This window comes from Roseburia hominis A2-183, assembly GCF_000225345.1.
Lineage (GTDB): Bacteria > Bacillota > Clostridia > Lachnospirales > Lachnospiraceae > Roseburia > Roseburia hominis.
This window is the reverse complement of sequence record NC_015977.1, coordinates 953,164-975,280: the sequence shown is the minus strand read 5'-3', so window position 1 is coordinate 975,280 and position 22,117 is coordinate 953,164. Positions and strand designations below refer to the sequence as shown.

The following is a 22,117-nucleotide window of genomic DNA, read 5'->3' as shown; positions in this document are numbered from 1 at the left end:
CTAAACCCGCTTTCTTCCATTTTAATTACACAAACGGATTGTAAAAACGGCTTCCGTTGCTGAAGGTAATCATCAGTGCCACCGCGGAAAATGCCGCCGTCACAATCAGCACCGCATAGTCTGCCGCCGCCAGCGGCTTTCCCATATACCAGGTGCGCTTCTTGTGCTTTCCGAACCCACGGAGCTCCATCGCATTGCTGACCACGTCGATGCGGTCCATGCTGGAGAATACCAGCGGGAAAATGATCGCCGCCACGTTCTTGATGCGGTCGCCGAGCTTCGCCTTGCCAGACATCTCAATTCCCCTCGCCTCCTGGGCGTGCTTGATTTTTGCAAAATCATCCTGCACATCCGGAATATACCGGAGCGCAATCGCCACGGAGTAACCGATCTTGTAGCTGACACCAACACGGTTTAAAGAAGCGGCCAGTTCGCTCGGATTCGTTGCCACGATAAACATGAACACCGCTGGAATGACCGTCAGGTATTTTACCATCACGTTGAACTCATAAAACAGCTGCTCTTTTGTCAACGTGTAATGTCCAAACAGATGCACTATCGGCGTCTCCGTTCCGTAAATCTTCGTCCCCTGTCCCGGAGAAAAGAAGAAAATGGCGATGAGATTGATCACCAGAAAAAACATGATGAACTTGAATACCGTACCGACCTGCTTCCACTTCGTCTTCGACATGGCAAAAATAATCAGGCTGCACACAAGCATGACCAAGAGCACCCGCGTATCGTAGGAGATCATGCTGGTGATCGACCACAGGAGGAAAAACAAAAGCTTTGTCACCCCGCTCAGACGGTGAATCCATGTGTCTTTTTCTTCATATGATAATACGCGCGACATTATGCTTCCTCCTCTCTTTCTGCCGCTCTCATCTGCCGCTCGTAGCCGATAAAGCGCTCCACGAACTGTGTCGGCTCTGCAATGCCGCAGCGCACCGCCAGATCGTAGAGAGATGTTTTCTTCAAATAGGCACGATCCGCCACCGCATCATCCGTGAGTACCGCCGCCGGAGCGGTATCTGCCAGAAGCCTGCCGTCAGCAATCACGACCGCGCGGTTCGTATACTCTAACATGAGATGCATGTCATGTGTGATCATGATGATCGTAATGCCGTACTCCTCATTCAGCTTCTTTAAAAACTCCATGATCTCCGTATAATGTCTGTAGTCCTGTCCCGCCGTCGGCTCGTCCAAAATCAGCACCTGCGGATGCAGCACGAGGATCGAAGCGATCGTCACGCGCTTCTTCTGACCGAAGCTTAACGCGGAGACCGGCCAGTTGCGGAACTGGTAGAGGCCGCAGATCTTTAAGGTTGCATAGACCCGCTCCTTAATCTCCTCCTCGGGCACGCCGCGCACCGCAAGTCCCAGCGCCACCTCATCATAGATCATCGGTTTGCTGATCATCTGATTCGGATTCTGCATGACAAGTCCGATCTTCTCGCCGCGCTCCTTGATCGACCAGTCTGCAATGTCCTCGCCGCCAAACAGAATCCGCCCCTGACCGGGCTTTAAAAAGCCGCAGATGAGATTCGAGAGCGTCGACTTTCCGGCACCGTTCTTGCCAACAATCGCCAGCATCTCGCCCTTTTGTACCTGCATATGGATGTCGGTTAGAATCGGCGTTCTTCCGTCATAGGAAAAAGCAAGATTCTCCACCGAGAGGATGACGTCATCCCCCGGTTTTTTCTCCGGCAGTGCAACCTTCTCGTTCCAGCGGCACAGCGCCTCCTTATAACCGGACAATTCCATCGTCTCCACATGCGCCGGATGCGTCTCGGGACGGATCTCGCATCCCGCATGCTTAAGCGCCGTGATGTAGAGTGGCTCGCGGATTCCCTCCTCCGCCAGTACATTGGCTGCCAGAAGTTCATCCGGCGTCGTATCCGCCACGATCTTTCCCTCACCGACGACGATGATGCGGTCCACATCCCGGTACAGTGCATCTTCCAGACGATGCTCAATAATCAGGATCGTTGCCCCTTTTGCCTTCTGCAGCTCATCGATCAAAGCGATCGTGCGCTTTCCCGTCGCCGGGTCCAGATTGGCAAGCGGCTCGTCAAACAACAGGATATCCACATCACAGACCAGCACGCCCGCCATGGATACGCGCTGCTTCTGTCCACCAGACAATGCTCCTGGTGCATGATCGAGCAGGTCTTTTACATCCACAGCGTCCGCCGCTTTGTCCACGCGCCCGCGCATCTCGTGATATTCCACTCTGTCATTCTCCAGCGCAAATGCGATATCCTCCGCCACCGTAAGCCCGATGAACTGACCGTCCGTGTCCTGCAAAACCGTACCCACAGACTTCGACAGTCCAAAAATACCAAGCTTTGCGGGATCCTCGCCCTTAATGCGGTAAGTCCCCGTGATGTCTCCGGCATAGGAAAACGGCACAAGCCCGTTGATGCAGTGCGCTAATGTCGACTTTCCGGAACCGGACGGTCCGACGATCAGTACCTTCTCCCCCGGATAAATTGCGAGATTGATGTCCTTTAGCGTCGGTTCCTTCTGGGAACGATATTTAAAAGAAAAATTCTGAAATTCTATGATCGGTTCCATTCCGAAATCCTCGTCTTCCTCTCTTGTGGTACTTCCCGACTATTATACTTGATAATAATTCCAAATGGAAGAAAAAGTGCGCGGAACCGGTCACATTTTGCACCCCGTCTCCGCGCACTCTGTCTGCTTCTGTCTTTCTGCTGCCGGAATCCGCCTAGTCCTCCTTGGAGAGACTGGACGATTTTGCTCCGATCTTGGAGTATCCTGCTGCGATCAAAGTACCAAGAATACCAATAATAATCACGTTTCCAAGGCATGCCCATGCACCCTGTGCAAATACCTTGTTGGCAGGCTCTGCGTAGATCACAATGTCAAGTACCGGCGCAACGATCACCCATGCAGCGAGGTTGGCAACAACCTGCACAACGTTGAACAGCACGATCTGTTTCCTCTCGAATCCGCCGTCCTTGATCGCATATTTTGCAGCGAAAAGTCCGACCAGAATGCCGAATACCGCGTCCGGAAATACCCAGCTCCACCATACGCTTCCATAAAACAGCGCATCACCGATTGCATGTCCCAGAAGACCGACAATACCGCCGACTACCGGACCGAATACGGCTGCAAGGAATGCGAGCAATGCCGCTCTCGGCTGTAAGGCGGTGTTCGGGATAATTCCCAGAGGGATCTGTACCTCTGTCAGCGCAACGAACAACGCTGTTCCAATACCGGTTGCAACAACTTCCTTAATACCAAACTTCATTTTCATAACAAAGTCCTCCTCTCATTTGTATCTGCACTGTAGTATAACACACACTTTTCCGATTTACCAGATAGAATTTATTCCTGCCATGTGTTTCTACCAGAGCTTCAGCACGCCGATTGCCGTCTTCATGAACTTGTACTTCACCGTCTCGAGTTCTCCCGCCGCCGCTTTTAACTCCCTGCGGATCTCAATATGCTGCGGACAGTGCTGCTCGCATTTGCCGCAGCCCACACACTGCGAGGCGCTCGCCGGATTCTTGCGGAATGCCGTACACTGCAGGTAATCCCTGCGGCCGGACTTTTTTCCTTCGGAGTACATCGCATTGTAGCAGCGGAATGTCCCGGGGATATCCACCCCGCGTGGGCACGGCATACAGTAACCGCAGCCGGTGCATCCCACCTTGACGTGCTTTGTGATCTCCTGCCGCACCGCTTCCACCAGCGCGCGATCTGACTCCGTCATGCACCCGACGCCGTATTCCGAAGCTGTGCGCACATTCTGTTCGACCATCTCCATGGAATTCATGCCGGAAAGCACGCAGGTCACCTCCGGCTGGTCGTACAGCCACTTGAGTGCCAATTCTGCCGGGGTGCGGTGCTCCTCATCCTGTGCGAACAGCTCCTTCGCCGACTCCGGCAGCAGATTGACCAGCCTGCCGCCGCGCAGCGGCTCCATAATAATCACTGGAATCCCCCTCGCGTGCGCGTAGCGCAGCCCCTCCACGCCCGCCTGCGAATGTTCGTCCATATAATTATACTGGATCTGGCAGAAATCCCAGTCATAGGCGTCGATCAGCTGCATGAACATATCCGATCTGCCGTGATAGGAAAATCCGATGTTGCGGATCTCTCCGGACGCCTTTTTCTCCCGGATCCAGTCCTCCATGCCAAGCTTTTTTAACTTTTCCCAGGTGGGAAGATCCGTCAGCATATGCATCAGATAGTAATCAATATAATCTGTCTGTAAGCGGCGCAGCTCCTCCTCGAACATCTTCTGGGCGCCCTCCACCGACTTGATCAGGTAGTGCGGCAGCTTGGTTGCCAGGTAGATGCGTTCCCTGCAATGATTGCGCGCGAGGATCTCCCCGACCGCCGCCTCATTTCCGGCATAGACATATGCGGTATCGAGATAGTTCACACCGGCATCTATCGCCGCCATGACCTCCTTTTCCGCCTTATCGATATCGGCATGCCCGCCCTCCTTGGTAAAACGCATACACCCGTAGCCGAGCACCGAAATCTCATTTCCGTTTTTATCCTTGCGATACTGCATGATCATCCGATCTCCTCCAACTGCTGCAGCCAGACAGCCGCGCACGCGTCCGACGGCATCCGCAGATCCCCGCGCGGAGAGACCGCCACACTACCGACTTTCGGTCCGTCCGGCAGACAGGAACGCTTGAATTGCTGTGCAAAAAAGCGCCGGTAAAAGGTTTTCAGCCATTTTAAGATCGTCTCATCGTCGTAGACGCCGTCAAACGCCACTTTTGCGAGACGGTACACCTTTTTCGGTGCAAATCCAAGACGCAGCATGTGGTACAGGTAAAAATCATGAAGCTCGTACGGTCCCACAAGATCTTCCGTCTTCTGCGAGATCTTTCCGTCCTCCGGCGGCAGAAGCTCCGGAGATACCGGCGTGTCCAGCACATCCGTCAATACCGCGCCAAGCTTCTCATCCCCGCAGGTATCCGCGTAGTAGCGCACCAGGTGGCGCACCAGCGTCTTCGGAACGGAGGCATTGACCGCATACATGGACATATGGTCGCCGTTATATGTCGCCCAGCCGAGTGCAAGCTCCGAGAGATCGCCGGTTCCGATGACCATGCCGCCCTCTTTGTTGGCAATGTCCATCAGAATCTGCGTCCGCTCTCTTGCCTGGCCGTTCTCATAGGTCACATCATGAACGGCCGGATCCTGCCCGATATCACGGAAATGCACATTCACCGCTTCCTTGATGTCGACTTCCGTAAAGTCCGCGCCGAGGCACCGGATCAGGGACACCGCGTTGTCATAGGTCCGGTCCGTCGTCCCGAAGCCCGGCATCGTGACTGCCTTGATCCGGTCGTGCGGCATGCCGAGCAGATCGAACGCGCGCACGGTGACAAGCAGCGCCAGTGTGGAATCCAGACCGCCCGAAATGCCCACAACCGCCGTCTTACAGTGCGTATGCTCCAGACGCTTTTTTAATCCCGCTGCCTGAATGGCAAGGATCTCATCACAGCGTCTGATACGGTCCGCCTCGTTTCCCGGCACAAACGGCATCGGGTCGATGAAGCGGGTCAGAGCCGTCTCCTCCGTTTCAAGAGAAAAACGCACCTCCACATAGCTGTCATCCGCCATCTCAAACGTCGTCATCCGGCGGCGCTCCGCCTCGATCCGCTTGACATCGATCTCCGTGCAGATCACACCGCTTCCGAACCGCTCCGATTCCTTTAGAATATGACCGTTCTCGGCAATCACATTGTGTCCGGAGTAGACGACGTCCTGCGTGGACTCCCCGTCTCCCGCACTCGCATAGATATAGCCGCACAGAAGTCTCGCCGACTGTCCGTTTACCAGCTCCCGCCGGTAGATGTCCTTTCCGGTGGTCTCATCTGATGCAGACAGATTCACAAGCAGCGTCGCACCATTTCTGGCATGACGGATACTCGGCGGCTCCGGCGTCCACAAATCCTCGCAGAGCTCCGCGCCGATCTTTAATTCCGGCAGAGACGTACACACAAATAAAAGCCTCGTCCCCATCGGCACGCACTCTCCCTCGAAATCGACCTCGACCGGATCTGCCATTCCTCTGGCAAAATGTCTTGCCTCGTAAAATTCATTGTAGTTCGGAAGATAGGTTTTGGGCACAAACCCGAGCACTTCCCCGCGGCAGAGCACCGCTGCCACATTATAAAGTTTTCCGTTGTACGCAAGCGGTAGACCGACAAAAAGGATGGCGTCCACCTCTGCTGTCTCCTCCGCGATCGTTCCGAGCGCCCGCTTCGCCTGCTCTAAAAGATATTCCTGCAAAAACAGATCACTGCAGGTATATCCCGTGATGACAAGCTCCGGCAGCACGATCACCTTCGCGCCTGCCGCCGCCGCTTCCCGGATTCCTTCCACGATCACGCCGGCGTTGTATTTTGTGTCCGCCACACGGATCTTCGGTGTGACGGCGGCAACTTTTACAAATCCATCTCTCATTTTCTCATTTCCTTTAACTCGTCGATGTCAAAATGGTACGCTTTGTTACAGAACTGGCATTTTACCTCAATCGACTCTCCGTCGCTTACGATGTCGTCCAGATCCTTTCTGCTCAGTGTCGCAATCGCACGGGAGACGCGCTCCTTGGAGCAGTCGCACTGGAATGCGGCATCCACCGTATCGTTGATCTCAAGCCCGAACTCGCCGAGAATCAGCTCCAAGATCTCCTCCGGTGTCTTCCCATCTTCCAGCATCTCCGTGACGGAGGCAATCTCCGTGATCTTCTTCTCGAGACGATCCACCACGTCGTCCGGTGTAAACGGCATCAGCTGGATGATAAATCCTCCCGCCTGTCTGACCGACCGGTCCGGATTCACGAGAACACCGAGTCCTACCGCGGACGGCACCTGCTCGGAGGTGGCAAAATAGTACGTCAGATCCTCCGCAATCTCACCGGTCTGCAGCGCGATCTGTCCCACGTACGGCTCCTTTAATCCCATGTCCTTGATGACGCTCATCACGCCAAGCCCCAGCGCACCGCCGACGTCCAGCTTTCCCTGTGCATTTAACGGCAGTTCCACATCCGGAACATTCGGGAATCCCTTGACATGTCCGTTTGCATCCGCGGTCACCGTAAAGCCCTTCGCCGGGCCGCCGCACTGGATCTGTATCGTCAGAAGATCCTTCTCCCCCTTCATCATCGTTCCCATCATCGCCGCACCGGAGAGAAGTCTGCCGAGCGCTGCCGTAATCACCGGGCTGGTGTCATGATCCACTCTCGCCTCCTCCACCAGATGGCGTGATGTGATCGCAAATGCGCGGATACTTCCCTCCGCTGCGGTAGCTCTTACAATATAATCTCTATCCTGACTCATTTTGTTCTCCTTTTCTATTGTTGCTGTATTTCAGATTTGCTACATCTTCTTTTCCTGCTCCGTTTTCATGCACGGTATCTTTTCTTTCTGCTCCGTTTTCATATACTGTATCTTTTTGTACTCAGTTCGGATTCGTTGTTCCTGCATCTTCTCAAAGCCTTCTACCTGCGTGGGCGCGCCACCACATAGATCCGCTCCGAATCCTCCTTGACCGGCTCCTTTGTGAACGCGTCGTAGGCTGCCAGCAATTCCATTCCCGCATCCGCAAGCAGTCTGTCAATCGTCTTTAAATCATAGGCCCGCTGATAATGCACTTCCTCAAACCGGCGGTAGGTTGCACCGTCCTCGCGGATATAAAGCGTCAGATCGTATTCATTTACGGCACTCTCCTCATCGAAATAATTCTCCCAGATGAAGCTGCCCTCCTCGCGGTTTTCCGCAATCGTCGTCTCTCCCAGAAGATCCCGGTACTTGTATACCGTATTCAGGTCAAAAATAAAGATGCCATCCTCCTCCAGATACTCGTGCACACGCGAAAACACCTCGCGCAGATCCGCTTCCTCCAAAATATAATTCATGGAATCGCAGACCGACACCACCGCGCACACGCTTCCGTACAGTTCCAGTTCACGCATATCCTCGAGCAGATAGAGAATTCCCCCATTGGGCAGCTCGTCCGGTTCATCCGGCTCGCCCAGTTCTGCATATTCTTCCGGCTCATCGGTTTCGTCAGCTTCGTCCCATGCTTCTGCCGCACTCCACGCATCCGCCTCATACTCTGCCTCGCGTGCGATCTCAAGCATCTCCTCGGAATTGTCCACGCCGATCATATCGTACCCTGCCGCCGCCAGCAGCCTGGTCATTTTTCCGGTGCCGCAACCCAGTTCCGCAACCGTTCCGCTGCAGATGCCGTATTCCCGGAGCAGCCCCATAAGATAGGAACCCCATTCCTCATAGGGAACATTATCCATAAACAGATCATACACTCTCGCAAAGCTCTCGTATGCACCCATATCGTTCTCACTTTCTCTTCCGCCAGCATGCGGAACATTTCTATGTAATACTACCAAGTTTCCAATGTGAAATCAAGGTTTGCCGACAGATTCCCCCGCACAAATCTTCTTGATTATTTTTCCGGTAAACCGTATACTTATTCCATAAAATGCTGTTTTTTCCGATGTTTCTGGAAACACAGCAAAATACAGCAAAGGATCTTACACCTATGCCCGATCAGTTTGAACACTATATTACCAAAAATATAAAGGCATTCTACAAGCGCAGACTGCTGACACCGATCCTGTATCTGATTTTTCTTCTGGTACTGTGGTTCGTTCTCTCGCTGTCAGCGCCGCTTTTTCCGGACACGCTCGATGCCCCGGATACCCTCGAGAGCACCTACAGACGGCATGAAGAATACATATCCGCCACCTTATCCGATCTGAAGTTCACCGGTTACACCCAGTCCTTTCTAGGGCACATCAGCGGTTACTACTATTACACGATGCGGAATGACGAGTGCATCATCGTGCTGCTCTCCCCGAATACCAGTGAACAGGGACTTCCGGAGATTCCGCAGGTGTCCGTCCGTGCCAAGATTCTTCACGGTTCCGAGAATTTTGATGAGCTGTTAAATCATCTCGCTTCGGATCTGAACTGGACCGAAAACGGCATTCACAACAAAGTCTCCCAGTATGTACTGAGTGAGCCTGATTACAATCTGCTCGGAAACACGCTGCTCTACGTCGTATTTTTTGCGACCGGCAGCTATGCCCTGATCTGCATTGTATTTTTCATCCTCTACATCTGCTTTCCAATTCTCTCGCCCGCGTGCCAGGATCTCGCGCTGTTCGGCAATCCGAAAAAGCTTTTGGAGCAGGCAGAGGATGAACTTGCGACGCTGCCGCAGCTTGCAACGGAGGATATGTTTATCACAGAACATTTCTTCATCGAGACCTCGGTGTACGGCAATGCCATTGTACCGATCGATGAGATCATCTGGATCTACAAATACTCGACGCTCCACAAGTTTTTCTGGTACCACTTCAGCATCTCCTACACGCTGCATATCAGTGCGAACCGGCATCTCTACATCCAGTGCCCGAAGAACATCAAGTCGGACATCGACGGTATCATAGATTACCTCGCCGAGGCGAACCACAATATTTTAGTCGGATTCTCCGAAGCGAACCGTCTGAAGGTGCAGGAGATCCAGGGAACGCCGATGCATTTTGAAAAATTTATTGCCATCCTGAAAAAGCGCGTCTAAATCCTGCGCCAACACAGAACGGATCTTTTGCAATCAGCTCTGAGTGTCCTTTGAGCGACAGGTAATAGTTGGAGAAGTACATCTTACAGATTTCAGATGGAAATGCATATGGAAGATTCTTTGTGAAAAAATGAGAGCATTTCTTCCTGACGGATATTTGCATCGGATTCCGTGTCTCTTCCACGTTTGGACAATCCAACGGGAACATGTCCGACACGCCAAAGACAATGGGCGGACTTTTTAGCCGCCCTAACTGTACTCCCTCATAGACAATATAAAACCGCGCGAACCGAAACTCGTTGCCATCTGCTATTAAAAACAAGGCAGATGGCAATTCAAACATCGGCTTCGCGCGGTTATGTCTTATTGCGGGAGTACAGGTAAGGGCGGCACAAAAGTCCTACAAATTGTCTTCGGAGTGCGGACATGACCCGTGGATTGTTCCAAACTTGGAAAGACACGGATCATCGCGGATGCAAATATCCGGCTGGTTAGAAATGCCGCATTTTTGAACAGAATTTTCATATGCATTCCATCTGAAATTGAAAGATGTAATCTTTTTATATATTACCTATCACTCAAAGGACACTCTGTGCTGATTGCAACAATTCCCCTCTGATGCTAGCGGCAGGAGGTACTGATCGACTCAATCGCCACAGCACCGCCTCTTACCACTTCGATTCTCTTGAATTTTGAGCGGAGCAGGGCAATCAGTTCGTTGTTGCGCCGCTCTGTCAGCTTACATTCCAGCAGCACGCTGTCGTTCCCGACGTCCGATACCTCCACATGGAACACCTGCGCTATCTGGAACACCTCAAGCTTTTCCGCCGCATTGATGTCTAATACCTTCGCAAACAGAATCTCTTTCATATGGATCGGCACATCGGTGAGATCAATGACCTTGATGACCTCTACCATACGGTTTAGCTGCTTTTTGATCTGCTCAAAGGTAATGTCGTCACTCGTCACGCAGATCGTCATGCGGGAAACGGTCTCGTCCTCCGTCGTGCCGACGGTCAGACTCTGTAAGTTATACGATTTGCCGGAAAACAGACCGGACACCTTAGCCAGAACACCGACCTGATTTTCCACATATAATGCAATCCAGCGATTCTTCATAGTAAGTCTCCATTCCTATTTCAAGATCATTTCACTCATCGGATTCCCGCTCTTCACCATCGGAAGCACGATCTCATCGGTGGCGATCATAAATTCGATGATGGTCGGCGCCTCTTTATATGTGCGCGCCTCATCTAACGCCGCCTGGATATCCTCCTCGCGCTCCACACGGATTCCGTGTGCCCCGTAGCTTTTTGCAAGTGCGATAAAATCCGGCGTGTACGGCGGGCAGGATGCGTTCGGTCCCTTGCAGTTCGCCGGGCATCCCTTTCTTCTGCGCAGACAGGTTGCCTCGTAGCGCTTGCCGTAGAATAACTGCTGCATCTGCCGTACCATTCCCAGATAATAATTGTTAAACACGCAGATGATGACCGGCGCCTCCTGCACGACCGCCGTCGCCATCTCCTGAATGTTCATCTGCAGACCGCCGTCCCCGGAAAAGCAGACCACTTCCTTGTCCGGATTGCCGATCTTTGCACCGATTGCCGCCGGAAGCCCGAATCCCATCGTGCCAAGTCCTCCCGAGGTAATCAGCTGATGCCAGGAATCCAGTTCCAGATACTGTGTTGCCCACATCTGATGCTGTCCCACATCCGTCACATAGACCGCCTCTCCGAACGTCCGGTTCACATGCTCAAAAATCATCTGCGGTGTCATGCCGTGATCCCTGCGCATCTCAAGCGGATTTTTCTCATCCCACCCGGCAATCTGCGCCTGCCATGCTGCGGTGTCTTTGGACTCCGCCCACTCGAGCAGCTTCTCTAACGCCAGATTGGCATCGGAAACAATCGGAACATCCACGACCACGTTTCGGGAGATCGCCGCCGTATCCACGTCGATATGTACGATCTTCGCCTTCGGCGCAAACTCGTTTAAATCGCCGGTGATGCGGTCGTTGAATCTGGTACCGATGGAAAACAGCACGTCACATTTGCTGACTGCCATATTTGCGGCATATTTTCCGTGCATACCGCTGTTCCCCACATAGAGCGGATGCCCGGTCGGGATTGCTCCTTTTCCCATGATCGTCGTCACAACCGGAATCTGCATTTTTTCCGCAAACTGAAGCAGCTTGTCGTTGGCATGTGCAATGTTAATGCCTCCGCCCGCCAGTATAAGCGGCTTCTTCGCCCCGCGCAGCAGCTTATAAGCTTTTTTCAGCTGTCCCACATGCACGCTCTCATTCGGTTTGTAACCGCGAATCTGCACACTGGAAGGATACTCTGCAGGTCCTGGCGCCGTCTGGATGTCCTTCGGGATATCGATGAGCACCGGTCCGGGCTTCCCCGTGGAGGCAATGTAGAACGCCATCTTGATGATGCGCCCCAGATCCTCTCTTTTCCGCACCGTCACGCCGTACTTGGTGATGCTCCGCGTCATGCCCACAATATCTACCTCCTGAAACGCATCGTTTCCAATGAGGGATAACGGCACCTGTCCGGTAAAACAGACCAGGGGGATGCTGTCATAGTGCGCGTCTGCAAGCCCCGTCATGATATTGGTGGCTCCCGGTCCACTCGTGACCAGACACACTCCCACTTTTCCCGTCGACCGGGCATATCCTTCCGCCTCATGGATCAGCCCCTGCTCATGTCTGGGTAAGACGACTTCGATACCATCCTGCTTATATAGTTCATCAAAAAGATCCGTCACCGTTCCGCCCGGATAACCGAACAGGGTGGTAACGCCTTCTTCCTGCAAAGCTTTCACAAATAACTTTCTGCCTGTAATATCCATGCCGTCCTCCTTACCTTCTCTCTGCCGTCCGTTTCCTGCAGAAAGGATTATTGTAAAAAACTATAGCCCATCTTTTTCACAAATGCAATCCTATCCAAAGATAAATCAAGAATATTAAAATACATCAAGAACCTTTACCCTATCAATCCTACTGTCTTCAAAATAAAGATCCATCCGGTCAGGGTAAACGCTGCCAGAAGCGTTGTCATCACGATCACGCTCGCGGTGAGTACACCGTCATTGTCCATGTTCTTCGCCATGATATAGCAGCTCGGCGTTGTCGGAGATGCCAGCATAATCAGAATTGCGATCATCTGCTCCCCGTGAAATCCCATCCACGCAGCAACCGGCAGAAAAATGAGCGGCTGGATGACCAGCTTGATCATGGATGCTGCAATCGTCGGGCGGATCTTCGCCAGTGCTTTTCTTCCCTCAAATCCTGCTCCGATCGTGATGAGTGCCAGAGGCGTTGCCATCTGTGCCACGCTGTTCACCGTCTTATTCACTATCACCGGAAAATCGATGCCAAGAAGTCCCACGATAAGTCCGGTCAAGATTCCCAGAATGATCGGATTCTTTGCGATGTTGATACAGGCATCCTTAATCTTCTGCTTCGGATCCACATCCCCGGAATGTGCCCCTTCAAACGTCAGCACAATCACGGAAAAAATATTGTAGAGCGGCACTGCACTCACGATCATGAGCGGTCCCATCGCCGAGCTTCCGTACATGTTCTGGATGAATGCCAGTCCCATCACCGCCGCACTGCTGCGGAATGATGCCTGCACAAAAGCTCCCCGCATGCTCTGATCCTTCAAAAACAGCTTCACACCACCCCAGATGATCCAGAAGCACGCCGTGCTCACGAGCGCGCAGAACAGCACATACCGGATGTCAAAGACCGCCCGGATATCTACGCCGGAAATATCGCGGAACAGCATAAACGGCAGTGTCACCTTAAAGTTGAACCGGTTTGCCACCGTGACAAAATTGTCGTTTAGCATCCCGATCTGTTTTAGGATATAACCGATCACCATGACTAAAAAGATCGGAAATGTTGCATCCACACTGTAAATAAAATTCTCCATCTCTACGCCATCCCGCCTATTTTACCCTCTCGTACCGGTAAAAATAATACTCCAGATCAAAGTACGTCTGCTCCTCGCTATCCGCCGTGATCTTCCACTCCGGTCTCTCATCCAGATTCGGGAAATACGCATCTGCATCGTACGCATAGTCAATTTTCGTGATGTGCGCCACATCGCACTCATCCAGAAGCTGTCTGTAGATCGTCTCTCCGCCGATCACATAGATATCCTCACTGTCATATTTTTTTAATTCTTCATGAAGCTCATCCATGTCATGAACGACAACCGCACCCGGAACCTTATAGGTATGATCGTGTGTCAGCACGATATTGGTGCGGTTCTTAAGCGGAAGCCCGTTCGGAAAACTCTCCAGCGTTTTTCTTCCCATGACCACCACCTTGCCGGTCGTCGTCTCACGGAAAAACTTCTGATCCGCCGGAATTCTCACCAGTAACTCATTTTTATTGCCGATTGCCCAATTTTGATCCACTGCTGCTATTAAATTCATTTTTTACGCCTTTCTATTCGTGCTTACACCGCGATCGGGATATTTTTGATCTGCGATCCCGTCACGTAATCCTCGATCGTGATATCCTTTGTCGTGAACTGGTAAAAATCTTTGACATCCGGATTGAGGGTAAACTTCGGTGCCGGATGCTGCTCTCTCTTGATCAGTTCCCTGATAATCGGCACATGCCGGTCATAAATATGCGCATCCGCGATGACATGTACCAGTTCCCCGACCTTCATATCGCATACCTGCGCCAGCATATGCATCAGCACCGCATACTGGCAGACGTTCCAGTTGTTGGCGGCAAGCACATCCTGCGAGCGCTGGTTTAGGATCGCGTTGAGTGTCAGCTTCTCATCTCCCGGCTGATGCGTCACATTGAACGTCATACTGTATGCGCACGGATATAGATTCATCTCATGCAGATCCGCATGTACATAGATGTTTGTCATGATGCGCCGGCTGAACGGATTATTCTTCAGATCGTAGATCACGCGGTCAACCTGATCCATCATGCCTTCCTTGTACTGGTGCTTCACGCCGAGCTGGTAACCGTATGCTTTTCCGATGGAGCCGTCCGCGTCCGCCCACTCATCCCAGACCGTGCTGTTTAAGTCATGAATGTTATTGGACTTGCGCTGCCAGATCCAGAGCATCTCCTCCGTGCAGGTCCTGATCGCCGTCTTGCGGAGCGTGATCGCAGGGAACTCTTTTGAGAGATCATAGCGGTTCACCACACCGAATTTCTTGATCGTATAGGCGCTCGTCCCATCCTCCCAATGTGGTCTTACTTTTTCCCCCTCCGTGCTGGTTCCGTTTTCCAGTATATCCTTACACATATCCACAAAAATCTTATCTGCGAGACTCATTCCGTTCCTCCCGTTTTTCTTCCATTCTATTCTGCTAATTCTTAATTGTACTCAATTTTCCGTGAAATGACAAGGTGCATTTCTGTTGCATTTTTCCCGCAAATGGGTTATATTATTTCTTGGAATTTTACTTTATTTTGCAGAGAATAAAGATTGAACACATAAAGGAGACAGATTATGAGTCAGGCTAAAGTAGACCGCTATAAAGAAGAGAAAAAGAACCGCAAGAAGACTATGGCAAAGGAGAAGCGCCTGCATCTGCTCGCTGTTGTCTGCGGCTGGCTGGTTGTCATCGCGCTCGCAGGCTGGGCTGGTGTGTCCGGTTACCGCATCTATGAGAGCAAGAAGCCGGTTGAGACCATTTACGCCAATGTCGATGCCATCACCGATTACATGAATTCCTTAAGCACAGAAGAATAACGCAAAAGAACCCGGGGCGACTTTTCCGCACCCGGGTATTTTTCTGCCATCCTGCAATTTTTCTATGTACGCTCTTCTACTCTCCCGTCTCTGCGCCGGAGAGTTCCGCCTTCGCCAGTGCATTCTCAATCGCGTTCAACAATACCACTGATGTATACTGGTAATCCGCATTGTATGTAATTCCTTCCGTGGTCTGTTTTTCCACCACCTGATCCGCAATGTTTTCCAATGCCGGCTCCATCAGCGGATACATTGTCTCCACCGTCTCATCAAGATTGACCATGGAGACGGACTGAATCCGGTTTTCATCCACAATCACCTGCATATCCACCGCATGCTCTCCAAACTGGATCGATGACGTGTACACTCCCGCCACATACCTCATTGTCTCTACCGACTCTCCGTCCTCTTTTCCGGGCAGGAACATGAACAGCAGTAAAAAAATCAGCAGAATTCCAAGTCCTGCGAAAATCAGTGTATAAATCAGTTCTTTCATATGAAGAACCACGATCTTTGTCTTTGCACTCATCTTAAGCCTCCGCATACTGATTATTACATTATATGTGGTGTACTCTTTCCCATGACTGCTTTACTCTCAAAAACGCTTTAAAATCACAAATTGTTCAAGTTTTTCAAAAAATATAAAAAAAGGCGTTGACAAATTTTCATTCACGCTGTATGATATCAAATGTGTCCGGCAGACATAACCGGCACAACAACTTATGCGCGAGTGGCTCAGTTGGTGGAGCACGACCTTGCCAAGGTCGGGGCCGCGGGTTCGAGTCCCGTCTCGCGCTCTCTTTTAACAAAAAGGACATCCGATGGATGTCCTTTTTTGTTAAATCGAGTCCTGCCGGACCAGGTCGTTCGAGGTCTACGCTCCGCTCCGGTCGTTGCCTAACAGCGTCCACCGGACGCTGGCTTCTTCGCTACGCTTCGGTCGGCGCTCTGCTATTGAAAGCCTTGGCAATTTCTGGTTAATTAACCATTGGTCAAAAAATTTTTCTCTTATTCAAACTCATTATGCCCCAGGTTATACTTAACTTATTATAGTTAAGTCTTAGTTGGATATGGGGCATATTTCTATATCAATTACACTATTTATTTTGACCTACTGAATGGACGTTGCCAATCTGTTGCCACGAGATTATTATAGTTTGGATTAGGATGAAATGCAACAGATTCTTTAAAATTAGCACTGTTCAATATATTCTCTCAAATACTTAAACGGAAATGGAAGAACCGTATATTGACTATTACGCACAAATTCTACTGCCATCAACGGAAGAGCCTCCTCATATTCAAGTTCTTCTCCCAAAGAAATCACCTTACGCATACAACAAGCATTTGGATATGCTAATCTCTTACTCTTAGCCCCCACATAATATACAAATGTACGTCCATCTAAGTAGTCTTTCTCATTGTATTCGTACTTGATGTTTAAGAGATTTCCAATTTGGTAAGTCGCTTCAAATTCCCCTTTTCTCAGCTCGCCATCAATCCAGACTCCATACTTTTCATGTAAAAACCTATTGAATTTTGATGCAATCCCTGTGCGCATATTTAAAATCTTTTTCATTGCTTTCTTGGTAATCATTTCTGTTTCTGCAGCCACCTTACTTTTCCATTCAGAAATGCATTCCCTTGAATCAATATTATCTTTTTCAAAATCATCTATTGCTTCCAATAATAATTCTTTTGAAACTCTTTCTTTTGCATCCGTTTCCATAAGTGTATTCATTAATGCTGATATATTAGGCAATGTCTTTTCGCGTGTTAACAATATGGCATGAATATTATCAATATCCGAATACATTAATCCTTCTACCGGATTCTGTGCACCACGATGTTTGTCTTCTACAAAATCATATGCATAACAAATCTTGTTCCACTCTTCTGCTTCATCTTGATTACTATCACAAAATGTATCAAATTTCATTTCACCATTGCAATCAATTTCCAAACGATAATATTGGAAATAATTGAGTGCCTTTTTATTAACATGATTTATATGCGCTGCATTTTCACCGTATTTTGTTTTTATCTTCTTTCTAAGAACAAAGGTCCAATCTTTTCCAGAATCAAGTCTTTCCCAATCAAAAATTGAAATCATGCGTTCTCTTACATCACCTTTTATTATAAGTTCCTGAACAATCTTCTTTATATCTGGAGAACTTCCCTTTGTATTTGTAAAATGCTCGGCCTCTTCTGTTATATGCTGTACAATATATCCTTTTAAGTTATCACTGTGTAGATCATGCATCTCATTTTCAGCATAATATTCACCATCATGAATGATTCTGATATTATATGCTTCTTCCGAAAGATTTCCTACCGCTGCCTTTACATGATAATACTTCTCCAACTCCTCTTGGAGCTTTGCTACAATATCCTTTGATACTTCAGAGTTATTTTCATCTACAATTACAACACCCTTTTTCTGTAACATTTCACCATATTCAAACTCTGATATTCCCCTCTTTTCCAAATTGGAGATATCAAATTCTTGTGCATCTTCCCTCTCCACAATGTCTATGGACATATATTTAGAAAGATTATCATTCACATCTCTTAAAAACTGCTCCATTACGCCCATCTTACTTTTCCTAAAATGTGCAATATCAGATATATCAAAATTATCTACTCTAAAGTGATTATGCGGCAAGGAACCTTCCTTGTATGTAATGACATTGGTATCTGTCTTTAATTTTTTTCTAAACTCACCAGTCTTTGAATCTATTACATACAATCCGTTACTTTCTCGATCATATCTCTTGAAAGTTTTATGTTCCAAATTGAGATACATCCCTGGATCAATAACAATCTCCAAGAATCTGATAAAATTCACCTTACCTGTTAATTTATCTTTATGTCTCCATGATGGGTCATGATAGAAAAGCTTACCTGTGAGATTATTATACATAAAAGCCTCATGCTTAGGCGTTCTCATTGAATTTATCAGGAGTTGTGCAAGTAATCTGTTTTCAAAATAAAAACATTTATTGCACTGCTCGCTATCAAACAAATCAATCTTTTGGATTTTTACATCCTCATACTCTTTCATAATACTTTCTTTAAATTGCTTTTCTGTCACCTCACCCTTACGGAACAGCACCAATGCAGTTGCGCCAAAGGTCCACTGAACTGCTGCCGCCTTAAATTCATATACTGCCGAATCTAAGATATTGTATTTGTAATAATCCTTATTAGACTTCTCGACCCTAAAAATATCAAAGTCAGCATCAATATTTTCTATATTGTAGGTAACATTAATTCTGTTAGTTAACATTTTCGAAATCCTCCTTACAAATCATATGTAAATTTTCATAACAAACTGTACCATCTTCTCTTATAAGCATCGGAATCTCCACCAAGCACTGATCCACTATGGCACTCGGCTTGTAATTTTTATCTGATACAACATTTATGATATAAACCCGTTTAGCCCCTATAGCCTCCAACTTTCTCAATATATCTTTTCTGATTTCGTCTCTATCCTGCACATATGTAAACTTCCAATTCTTAAAATCAACATACACATCATCAGATAGCTTATAATCGAAGAATTCAAAATATTCCGGCACTGTTATTGGTGATAATTCAATTCCCAATTCTCTTTTCAATATAAACTTACCAGCCACTTCGCCCAATGCACCTTTATAAATATTATGAAACAACACTGGACTAAGAAGATATTCATTCATTTCAAATTTCAATGCATATCCCATTTCTTCAAAATGAGCTTTCATTCCGGGATATCTAAGTATCGCCTGCAAACCGGATTCCTTTTCACTCATTTCATAAATAGCAACTTCATCAGAATTCCCCTTTATTTTAGCTCTTTTACTGTTTTTAAATGCCACCTTGTCGTTTCCAAAATCTATAGTAACATCATTGAAATCTGAATACTGTGAGTAAATATACTGGTTCCGCTTTTCTCCACTTGTAATATAAAGTTTTTGAAGATATTCATTATTCTGCCAGTCATATGTACTTGCCGTCGGATACTGTAATACCAACGACCTTAACTGTTCCCACAACTGCATACTTTCAATAGTCCAATCCTTTGCCAACATTCTTCGAATCGTCCAAAGACCAACCGAGGATATCTTTTCCGCCTTATTAAGCATAAGGTTTTCGTCCGGAAGATAATCCTTTCCAATTGTCTCTCGCATAGATACAATTGCTTTCATTTCAGGTGATAATATACGTTTATTTATTTCACCAACATACAATTTCTCTAACAGTTCCGACTCAACAAACAAGTATATATTAGGACTCTTTACAAATGTTCTACACATACGCCCAACTGCTTGTAAAACCATTCGGCTAGCTTGCACAACTACACTCTTTAACTTATACAACTTGTTTAAAGTGAATTGGTCACTTCCTGTATAAGAACGAAACGCAAGCTTTAACATTTGGTCCTTTTCAGAATAATTCATTTCACCGTTCTCGTATAATTCCTCAATTTGAAACAACATCTGCAACAAATCATGAGATGTTATTGTCTCATCCTGATATGTATTTACTGTCATATTAGTTATATTTCCCAGATACAATGCATCGAAATCCTTATATAAGAATCTCTTGTCACCTTCGGTAAACTCTCCCAGTTGAACAACTTTTTTACCTTTCAGAATCTTATATTGTAAATTCTGTCCAGCACCTATAGTCTGATAAGATGACATAACAAATATCTTTTCTCCACATGACAATCGCTGCTGCAATTCTTCCTTATCTTGTTCAAAATTGTCGCTTTTCAAGAAACAAACACTACTATTACTCTGCTGTGTCTCCATCTGAGAGTATTCAAACAACTGCTGCAGAACGCCTTCATCCATGCCGGGATTGTTCTTTTTCGGCAATGCCATTCCCAAGTACAACATTGATTGAATATCTTCATTCCTATTAAAAATACACATTGATTGAAGTACATTGCAGTATCTTATTATCTGATATTCGTTATCTGTTATATTGGTGATAATGTTTGAAGCATAACGTGCAAATTCTGCATCCATAAATGTTTTGCAATAATCTTCTGCATTGAATCCTTGTATATTACTGCTGATTACTTCCCCATGTACATTTATCTCGCCATCTGCATAAGCGCTCCATCTTTTTTCTAATGCAGTTCTTGTTTTGTCCTTTAAATAACCCGGCGTCTTATGAAACCTGTCTTTTAACCGCTCCTTCAAATATCTCAAATCATAATTTCCAACAACTGTATCAACTTCAGCAGTTGCCGATATCCCAAACACAGTTGCTTTTCCTGCAAGGTATAACATGATTTTTTCAGGAGTATCATATACCTTAACAAATTTAAGATTTGTATTGTCATGATGAGAATCATTATCCTCAAATTCATAATACTCCATGCCAACTTGATAGAAGCTTCTATCCTCCAATATCAGTTCACGATTATTTCTAATCATTTGGCAAGTTTCACCCATCAACAAATCTCTTTGCTTATTAGTTAATTCTAATCTTTTTAGGATTGTACTAATAGCATTCTCCAAATTCATCGCATCCATGATACCGCTTCTGGAGCTATTTATAATTTCCATGTAATTTCTTGCCCATTCTATAGAAAATAACCTAAAATGCAAAAGAAATACATTAATCTCACGCAATAAACTATATAACACAATATCCTTCTCTTTGTTTCTGTTCTTGAAAAAATCATCTTTCCCCTCAAAGAAAACATCAATACGATTGTCTTCTTTATTTAAGGATGAGCGGATATACTGTGCCCCTTCTTTTAAAACCGTATGGAATGAACCATCATTAAACAAGAAAATCTGTCTCTGATCCACTAAATCTTCTTTGGTTTTTATACTTAACCTTACATGATAATTCTCTGCAATTTCTCTTGCTTCATCCATTAGTGTTGTAAATGTATTTCTATTCCCTAATTTTTCAACCTCATCCATAGCTTGTCTCATACTGGAAGAAAAATCGTTTGGATTCAAAGTACGATATATCTGACGAAACAACTGTATATAGTCTTCCTGCATTGCCAATGACTTATCAATCAGCTCACTTTGTATAGTATCCTTCGTTGCATCAAATTCATCAATAACAATTACTGCGTTTTCTATTAAATCCGAATTCAAAAACTCATAACTGGAATCAATAAGAATAGAATTTCTCTTCATAAACTTACTGACACTCATTAATATTATTTTGTAATCGTCTGTAAATACTGCAGGATATAATTGCCCAATCCATTTATATTTAGCATCAGTTCTAATAGCATTTTTTCGCTGTGTCTTTGTTTGAAATCTATTCTTTAAATGTTTAGTAATTTCATATCGAAGCTGCCTGTCCCCTTCTGTTATTCTGTCAGCCAATTCTTTTATATATTCCTTATCGGCATATCTTTTTTCCACAGCATTACGATAAAGGGAAACATCCTTGCATAATTTAAGATACGCATCCGTTTTCATTTCCTCCGGCACTTCAATCTCAAGAATTTTTTCTACAACCTCATCAAAATTAGAGCGTAATCTCAATATATTACGCTTATAAAGCTCCTCACTCCCATATGCCGCCCTCAATGCATCTTCTGGTAAATTCTTATTTAAAGTTGTCAGGTAAATGATTTTGGTATCATCACCAATTGAATCCGCATATTCTTTCATTGCCCGTGCCGAATCATAAGTTTTTCCATTGCCCGTTGGTAATTCGCACATATACAAACCATGTTCATGTTGTTGCATAACATCTAATAAGTAATCTTTCAACACCAAACCTCCTTGTGG

Annotated in this window: 17 protein-coding genes and 1 tRNA gene; 3 read left to right on the top strand and 15 right to left on the bottom strand. The window is 47.2% G+C overall.

Annotation, left to right across the window (positions count from 1 at the left end):
* Positions 1–25: 25 nt before the first annotated feature.
* From RHOM_RS04425 to RHOM_RS04395, 7 genes are all read right to left on the bottom strand, one after another.
* Entirely contained in the window at positions 26–853 is an 828-nt protein-coding gene (locus RHOM_RS04425) for an energy-coupling factor transporter transmembrane component T family protein (protein WP_014079069.1), read from the bottom strand.
* Positions 853–2,577: an ABC transporter ATP-binding protein gene (locus RHOM_RS04420; protein ID WP_014079068.1), complete on the bottom strand. Its 1,725-nt coding sequence runs from the start codon at positions 2,575–2,577 to the stop codon at positions 853–855. The genes RHOM_RS04425 and RHOM_RS04420 overlap by 1 nt, the downstream gene beginning before the upstream one ends.
* 154 nt (positions 2,578–2,731) lie before the next feature.
* Entirely contained in the window at positions 2,732–3,286 is a 555-nt protein-coding gene (locus RHOM_RS04415) for an ECF-type riboflavin transporter substrate-binding protein (protein ID WP_014079067.1), read from the bottom strand.
* 90 nt (positions 3,287–3,376) lie between these two features.
* Positions 3,377–4,555 (bottom strand): aldo/keto reductase, encoded by a 1,179-nt coding sequence (locus RHOM_RS04410; protein WP_044024842.1) that lies wholly within the window; start codon positions 4,553–4,555, stop codon positions 3,377–3,379.
* 2 nt (positions 4,556–4,557) lie between these two features.
* Entirely contained in the window at positions 4,558–6,468 is a 1,911-nt protein-coding gene (locus tag RHOM_RS04405) for an NAD(+) synthase (protein ID WP_014079065.1), read from the bottom strand.
* Entirely contained in the window at positions 6,465–7,343 is an 879-nt protein-coding gene (hslO, locus tag RHOM_RS04400) for an Hsp33 family molecular chaperone HslO (protein ID WP_014079064.1), read from the bottom strand. The genes RHOM_RS04405 and hslO overlap by 4 nt, the downstream gene beginning before the upstream one ends.
* Before the next feature lie 161 nt (positions 7,344–7,504).
* The gene (locus tag RHOM_RS04395) at positions 7,505–8,356 is read right to left on the bottom strand and encodes a class I SAM-dependent DNA methyltransferase (RefSeq protein ID WP_014079062.1); all 852 of its coding nucleotides are present in this window, start codon (positions 8,354–8,356) and stop codon (positions 7,505–7,507) included.
* 209 nt (positions 8,357–8,565) lie between these two features.
* On the opposite strand from RHOM_RS04395, the gene RHOM_RS04390 reads away from it, so the two are divergent.
* A complete protein-coding gene (locus RHOM_RS04390) occupies positions 8,566–9,609 on the top strand; it encodes a DUF6709 family protein (protein WP_044024841.1) in 1,044 nt (347 codons plus the stop codon).
* A 621-nt stretch (positions 9,610–10,230) separates the two neighbouring features.
* Here the strand turns inward: RHOM_RS04390 and ilvN are convergent.
* The 5 genes from ilvN to thyA all read right to left on the bottom strand — a co-directional run bounded on the left by ilvN (position 10,231) and on the right by thyA (position 14,933).
* On the bottom strand, positions 10,231–10,728 hold the full coding sequence (gene ilvN, locus RHOM_RS04385) for an acetolactate synthase small subunit (RefSeq protein ID WP_014079060.1): 498 nt from the start codon (positions 10,726–10,728) through the stop codon (positions 10,231–10,233).
* Positions 10,729–10,743: 15 nt separating this feature from the next.
* Positions 10,744–12,465 carry a biosynthetic-type acetolactate synthase large subunit gene (gene ilvB / locus RHOM_RS04380; RefSeq protein WP_014079059.1) on the bottom strand — a complete coding sequence of 574 codons (1,722 nt, stop codon included), beginning with the start codon at positions 12,463–12,465 and terminating at the stop codon, positions 10,744–10,746.
* 134 nt (positions 12,466–12,599) lie between these two features.
* The gene (locus RHOM_RS04375; RefSeq protein WP_014079058.1) at positions 12,600–13,553 is read right to left on the bottom strand and encodes an AEC family transporter; all 954 of its coding nucleotides are present in this window, start codon (positions 13,551–13,553) and stop codon (positions 12,600–12,602) included.
* A gap of 16 nt (positions 13,554–13,569) precedes the next feature.
* Entirely contained in the window at positions 13,570–14,061 is a 492-nt protein-coding gene (locus tag RHOM_RS04370) for a dihydrofolate reductase (RefSeq protein ID WP_014079057.1), read from the bottom strand.
* 23 nt (positions 14,062–14,084) lie between these two features.
* Entirely contained in the window at positions 14,085–14,933 is an 849-nt protein-coding gene (gene thyA, locus RHOM_RS04365) for a thymidylate synthase (protein ID WP_014079056.1), read from the bottom strand.
* A 177-nt stretch (positions 14,934–15,110) separates the two neighbouring features.
* Here thyA and RHOM_RS04360 point away from each other — a divergent pair, with 177 nt between their 5' ends.
* The gene (locus tag RHOM_RS04360) at positions 15,111–15,353 is read left to right on the top strand and encodes a hypothetical protein (protein ID WP_014079055.1); all 243 of its coding nucleotides are present in this window, start codon (positions 15,111–15,113) and stop codon (positions 15,351–15,353) included.
* Between the two features lie 76 nt (positions 15,354–15,429).
* Here RHOM_RS04360 and RHOM_RS04355 read toward each other — a convergent pair whose 3' ends face one another.
* Complete coding sequence (locus tag RHOM_RS04355) at positions 15,430–15,882, bottom strand: FMN-binding protein (protein WP_014079054.1); 453 nt, start codon at positions 15,880–15,882, stop codon at positions 15,430–15,432.
* 195 nt (positions 15,883–16,077) lie between these two features.
* On the opposite strand from RHOM_RS04355, the gene RHOM_RS04350 reads away from it, so the two are divergent.
* A tRNA-Gly gene (locus tag RHOM_RS04350) sits at positions 16,078–16,150 on the top strand.
* Between the two features lie 395 nt (positions 16,151–16,545).
* Here RHOM_RS04350 and RHOM_RS04345 read toward each other — a convergent pair.
* Positions 16,546–18,642, bottom strand: coding sequence for a hypothetical protein (locus tag RHOM_RS04345; protein WP_014079053.1), 2,097 nt, complete (start codon positions 18,640–18,642; stop codon positions 16,546–16,548).
* Complete coding sequence (locus tag RHOM_RS04340) at positions 18,632–22,099, bottom strand: hypothetical protein (protein ID WP_014079052.1); 3,468 nt, start codon at positions 22,097–22,099, stop codon at positions 18,632–18,634. Before RHOM_RS04340 ends, RHOM_RS04345 begins: the two co-directional genes overlap by 11 nt.
* Positions 22,100–22,117: the final 18 nt, after the last annotated feature.

Excerpts from the sequence above, each read along its gene's own strand:
- RHOM_RS04425 (WP_014079069.1), bottom strand. The coding sequence starts at position 853 with ATGTCGCGCGTATTATCATATGAAGAAAAAGACACATGGATTCACCGT.
- RHOM_RS04420 (WP_014079068.1), bottom strand. The coding sequence starts at position 2,577 with ATGGAACCGATCATAGAATTTCAGAATTTTTCTTTTAAATATCGTTCC.
- RHOM_RS04415 (WP_014079067.1), bottom strand. The coding sequence starts at position 3,286 with ATGAAAATGAAGTTTGGTATTAAGGAAGTTGTTGCAACCGGTATTGGA.
- RHOM_RS04410 (WP_044024842.1), bottom strand. The coding sequence starts at position 4,555 with ATGCAGTATCGCAAGGATAAAAACGGAAATGAGATTTCGGTGCTCGGC.
- RHOM_RS04405 (WP_014079065.1), bottom strand. The coding sequence starts at position 6,468 with ATGAGAGATGGATTTGTAAAAGTTGCCGCCGTCACACCGAAGATCCGT.
- hslO (WP_014079064.1), bottom strand. The coding sequence starts at position 7,343 with ATGAGTCAGGATAGAGATTATATTGTAAGAGCTACCGCAGCGGAGGGA.
- RHOM_RS04395 (WP_014079062.1), bottom strand. The coding sequence starts at position 8,356 with ATGGGTGCATACGAGAGCTTTGCGAGAGTGTATGATCTGTTTATGGAT.
- RHOM_RS04390 (WP_044024841.1), top strand. The coding sequence starts at position 8,566 with ATGCCCGATCAGTTTGAACACTATATTACCAAAAATATAAAGGCATTC.
- ilvN (WP_014079060.1), bottom strand. The coding sequence starts at position 10,728 with ATGAAGAATCGCTGGATTGCATTATATGTGGAAAATCAGGTCGGTGTT.
- ilvB (WP_014079059.1), bottom strand. The coding sequence starts at position 12,465 with ATGGATATTACAGGCAGAAAGTTATTTGTGAAAGCTTTGCAGGAAGAA.
- RHOM_RS04375 (WP_014079058.1), bottom strand. The coding sequence starts at position 13,553 with ATGGAGAATTTTATTTACAGTGTGGATGCAACATTTCCGATCTTTTTA.
- RHOM_RS04370 (WP_014079057.1), bottom strand. The coding sequence starts at position 14,061 with ATGAATTTAATAGCAGCAGTGGATCAAAATTGGGCAATCGGCAATAAA.
- thyA (WP_014079056.1), bottom strand. The coding sequence starts at position 14,933 with ATGAGTCTCGCAGATAAGATTTTTGTGGATATGTGTAAGGATATACTG.
- RHOM_RS04360 (WP_014079055.1), top strand. The coding sequence starts at position 15,111 with ATGAGTCAGGCTAAAGTAGACCGCTATAAAGAAGAGAAAAAGAACCGC.
- RHOM_RS04355 (WP_014079054.1), bottom strand. The coding sequence starts at position 15,882 with ATGAGTGCAAAGACAAAGATCGTGGTTCTTCATATGAAAGAACTGATT.
- RHOM_RS04345 (WP_014079053.1), bottom strand. The coding sequence starts at position 18,642 with ATGTTAACTAACAGAATTAATGTTACCTACAATATAGAAAATATTGAT.